We start from the raw sequence: 4,320 nt of genomic DNA on the forward strand, positions 1-4,320 counted from the left end.
CCGCCGGTCGCCGCACAGTCCAGCAAGCATGTCGGCCACGAGAGCTGCTGATCCGAGCTTACAGAAATGTAATCACTCCGGAATCTGAACTATGGCAGTTTCAGACTACGGCCTCTCATCAGCCTCGCGCAGTAGCGAAAGTCTACGAGACTGGTGAGAGCTCCAACGAACCCAAGGGCTGCGCCATCGAGCAGCCTGGATATCAGCGATCTACCTGACTGGACGCAACGGCATGCAAAGCAAAACCACGAGACGATCATTCGTCAAAGGCCTGGCCGCTACCGGACTTCTGGGTGGGCTCGGCATGTGGCGCGCGCCGGTCTGGGCTGTGACCAGCCCTGGCCAACCGAACGTGCTCAGCGGCAATGAATTCGACCTGTATATCGGTGAACTGCCCGTCAACATTACGGGGGCAGCTCGTACGGCCATGGCCATCAACGGCTCCGTGCCTGGGCCGATCCTGCGATGGCGCGAAGGCGACACCGTGACGCTGCGTGTACGCAACCGGTTGAAACAGGACACCTCCATTCACTGGCACGGCATAATCCTGCCCGCCAATATGGACGGTGTGCCGGGCTTGAGCTTTCACGGCATCGCTCCCGATGGCATGTACGAATACAAGTTCAAGGTCCACCAGAACGGCACTTACTGGTATCACAGCCACTCAGGCCTCCAAGAGCAGTCTGGGGTCTATGGCGCACTGGTGATCGATGCTAAGGATCCCGAGCCGTTTGTATATGACCGCGATTACGTCGTCATGCTCAGCGATTGGACGGATGAGGACCCGGCGCGGGTGCTCTCCAAACTCAAGAAGCAGTCCGACTATTACAACTTCCACAAGCGCACGGTCAGCGACTTCGTTGACGACGTGAGCGAGAAAGGCTGGTCGGCCGCTGTAGCGGATCGGAAGATGTGGGCTGAAATGAAGATGAGCCCCACCGACCTCGCAGATGTGAGCGGGTATACCTACACCTACCTCATGAACGGCCAAGCTCCGAACGGCAACTGGACGGGTATCTTCAAGCCCGGCGAGAAGATCCGCCTGCGATTCATCAACGGCTCGGCCATGACCTATTTCGATGTCCGGATTCCTGGGCTCAAGATGACGGTTGTGGCTGCCGACGGCCAGTACGTCAAACCCGTATCGGTCGATGAGTTCCGGATCGCCGTTGCTGAAACCTACGATGTCATCGTCGAGCCTGAAAACGAACAGGCCTATACGATTTTCGCGCAATCCATGGACCGTACCGGGTATTCCCGAGGCACCCTGGCAGTTCGCGAAGGCTTGCAAGCGCCCGTACCGGCGGTAGATCCACGCCCGATCATCGCCATGAGCGATATGGGCATGGACCACGGCAGCATGGGCGGAATGGATCATGGCAGCATGGCTGGCATGGACCAGGGCAGCATGGCCGGCATGGATCACAGCAAGATGGCTGGAATGGACCACGGCAGCATGGCCGGTATGGACCACAGCAAGATGACTGGGATGGGCAATGAAGGCATGGCCGGCATGAGCGGCGCAATGCAAAGCCATCCGGCTTCCGAGACCAACAACCCACTGGTCGATATGCAGACTATGTCGCCAACGCCAAAGCTGAACGATCCGGGAATTGGCCTACGCAACAACGGGCGTCGAGTGCTGACGTACGCCGATCTGCGGAGCACCTTCATCGATCCCGATGGTCGAGAGCCTGGACGGACAATCGAACTGCACCTTACCGGCCACATGGAGAAGTTCGCGTGGTCGTTCGACGGTATCAAATTCTCCGACGCTGAACCGCTGCGGTTGAAATATGGCGAGCGTCTTCGCATCACCTTGGTCAACGACACCATGATGACTCACCCCATCCACCTCCACGGTATGTGGAGTGATCTGGAGGACGAGAACGGCAACTTCATGGTTCGCAAGCACACCATCGACATGCCACCTGGCTCAAAACGAAGCTATCGCGTCACCGCAGATGCCTTGGGACGTTGGGCCTATCACTGTCACCTACTGTTCCACATGGAAATGGGCATGTTCCGAGAAGTACGTGTGGACGAATGAACTGGAGATTTGAGATGAGCAAACCAATGAAACGAAGCGCCTTTTTCCTTTCTGCTGCGATGGTAGGCATTCTGGCTGTTTATGCCCCGTCGTCGTGGTCCAGCGACAATCATGATCAGCATTCCCAGAAAACCACAGAGGCCGGCAAAGCCAAAGGCTCGCAGGACAAGCAGGGCCAGGGGATGAACCATGAAGGCATGGACCATGGTTCCATGGAAGGTATGGACCACGGCTCGATGAAGGGAATGGACCATGGCTCGATGGAAGGCATGGACCACGACAAAATGATGAAATCGCATGGCAGCGACAAAGCTAAGGCAGGGAAAGATGGCCAATAGCCTCGGGCGGCCTTCGCTGCTGGCTCTGACCGTTTCGATCAGCATGCTGGGCGTAACGCCCAGCTTCGCTGCTGAAGAAATGGATCACTCGGGCATGGATCATTCGAAAATGGGGCACGGCTCCATGCAAATGGATGCTGCTCCATCCGAATCGATGCCGGCGATGGATCACAGCAAGATGGGGATGGGCAAACAGCAGAAAAAGCCTGCCCCTGTTGATCACAGCCAGATGGGGCATGCTCAAAGCAAGAGTAAATCCAGCCCGGTGGACCACAACAAGATGGACCACAGCAAAATGAACCATGGAAACATGCAGGGCATGGATCACGGCTCTATGAAGGGCATGGACCATTCCCAGATGAACCATAGCTCAGCGACTTCTCCGACCACGACGAGCCGCACGCCGATTCCAGTGCTCACTGATGCGGATCGCGAGTCGGCCTTTCCGCCCCTGGGTGGCCACCAAGTGCACGACAGCGGAATCAACAGCTTCTTCCTGTTGGACCAGCTCGAATACCAGGACGCCGATGAGGGCAGCACCCTGGCCTGGGACGCATCAGGCTGGATAGGCGGCGACATTAATCGCCTCTGGGTTCGTTCGGAAGGCGAGCGCACCAATGGGGTAACCGAAGATGCTGAGCTGCAACTCCTGTACGGGCGCTCGGTCAGCCCTTGGTGGGATGTGGTCGCCGGGGTCCGCCAGGATTTCAAACCGGAATCCCCACAGACCTGGGCAGCCTTTGGTATTCAGGGCATGGCTCTGTATGACTTCGAGGCCGAAGCCACGGCGTTTATAGGCGAGAACGGTCAGACTGCTGCGCGTCTTGAGGGCGAATACGACATCCTGCTGACCAATCGCTTGATTTTGCAGCCCACGGCCGAGGTCAATTTCTATGGCAAGAACGATCCTGAGCGCGGCGTTGGCTCGGGCCTTGCCAATACCGAAGTCGGGCTGCGCCTACGGTATGAAATTGTCCGCCAGTTTGCTCCATACATAGGCGTTACCTGGAGCCGCTCCTACGGCAACACCGCTGACTTCATCCGAGACGAGGGTGGAGATGTTGATGAGGCACGCTTCGTTGCCGGTATCCGGATGTGGTTCTGAGAATTCCAACATGAAAAAAACAATTACAACGCTGCTTGGGGCCGGTGCTGTCGGAAGTGCTGCGGTATTGGGCACAGCCTATTTCGGTCTGGTGAATGTCGGCGCTGATGATCCTCACTTCCCGGCAGTCCATTCCTTTCTCGCCATGGCTCGTGATCGGTCTATTGAGGTTCGAGCGCGAGACATCGAAGTCCCTGATCTGAAGGAAGCCGCGTTGATCAAAGCGGGGGCGGGCAACTACAACGCCATGTGTATAGGCTGTCACCTTGCCCCTGGCGTTGGGAAGACTGAGCTAAGCCAAGCGCTATACCCGTCGCCACCCGACCTCACCAAGGTGGGTGTCGGAGGCGATCCAGCCGCCGCATTCTGGACAATCAAGCACGGTATCAAAGCCACGGGCATGCCCGCCTGGGGCAAGAGCATGGGCGATGAGTACATCTGGGGAATCGTCGCGTTCCTGGATCAACTGCCCCAGATGAATGCCGAGCAGTACAAGGCCTTGGTGGCCACGAGCGGCGGCCACCAGCACGGCGGCGGTGAAAGCGATATGCACAACCATGAGGGCCAGCACGGCGGGAGCGGTCGTGCCGAGCATGGTGATCACGATGAAGCGGCAGACGACGATCATGCCCAGGCAGCTCACGACCATGGAGCTGCACCCGCAGGCTCCGCTCAAGCGGCAGATCATCACGGTGACCACAATGCGGCCGAGGCCCATTCGGATGCCCACCCGACATCGTCGCCAAAGACGCATGTTCACAAAGACGGTAAGGAGCACACTCATGCCAACTAACCGGATATTCGTTCGGCTAGCCGCTATCGCTGGG

General features: G+C 57.9%; 4 protein-coding genes. All 4 read left to right on the plus strand.

Annotated features, from left to right (window positions below):
* Positions 1-232 precede the first annotated feature (232 nt).
* Genes ACNQP3_RS29085 through ACNQP3_RS29100 form a run of 4 tightly spaced genes read left to right on the plus strand, consistent with a single transcriptional unit; the run spans position 233 to position 4,286 of the window.
* Complete coding sequence (locus ACNQP3_RS29085; protein WP_012316927.1) at positions 233-2,050, plus strand: copper resistance system multicopper oxidase; 1,818 nt, start codon at positions 233-235, stop codon at positions 2,048-2,050.
* Positions 2,051-2,064: 14 nt separating this feature from the next.
* Positions 2,065-2,388 carry a hypothetical protein gene (locus ACNQP3_RS29090; protein WP_012316928.1) on the plus strand — a complete coding sequence of 108 codons (324 nt, stop codon included), beginning with the start codon at positions 2,065-2,067 and terminating at the stop codon, positions 2,386-2,388.
* On the plus strand, positions 2,378-3,493 hold the full coding sequence (locus ACNQP3_RS29095) for a copper resistance protein B (RefSeq protein ID WP_012316929.1): 1,116 nt from the start codon (positions 2,378-2,380) through the stop codon (positions 3,491-3,493). Before ACNQP3_RS29090 ends, ACNQP3_RS29095 begins: the two co-directional genes overlap by 11 nt.
* 10 nt (positions 3,494-3,503) lie before the next feature.
* Complete coding sequence (locus tag ACNQP3_RS29100; RefSeq protein ID WP_012316930.1) at positions 3,504-4,286, plus strand: c-type cytochrome; 783 nt, start codon at positions 3,504-3,506, stop codon at positions 4,284-4,286.
* Positions 4,287-4,320 lie beyond the last annotated feature (34 nt).

The organism is Pseudomonas sp. LFS074, from assembly GCF_047978165.1.
Taxonomy (GTDB): Bacteria; Pseudomonadota; Gammaproteobacteria; order Pseudomonadales; family Pseudomonadaceae; genus Aquipseudomonas; species Aquipseudomonas putida_P.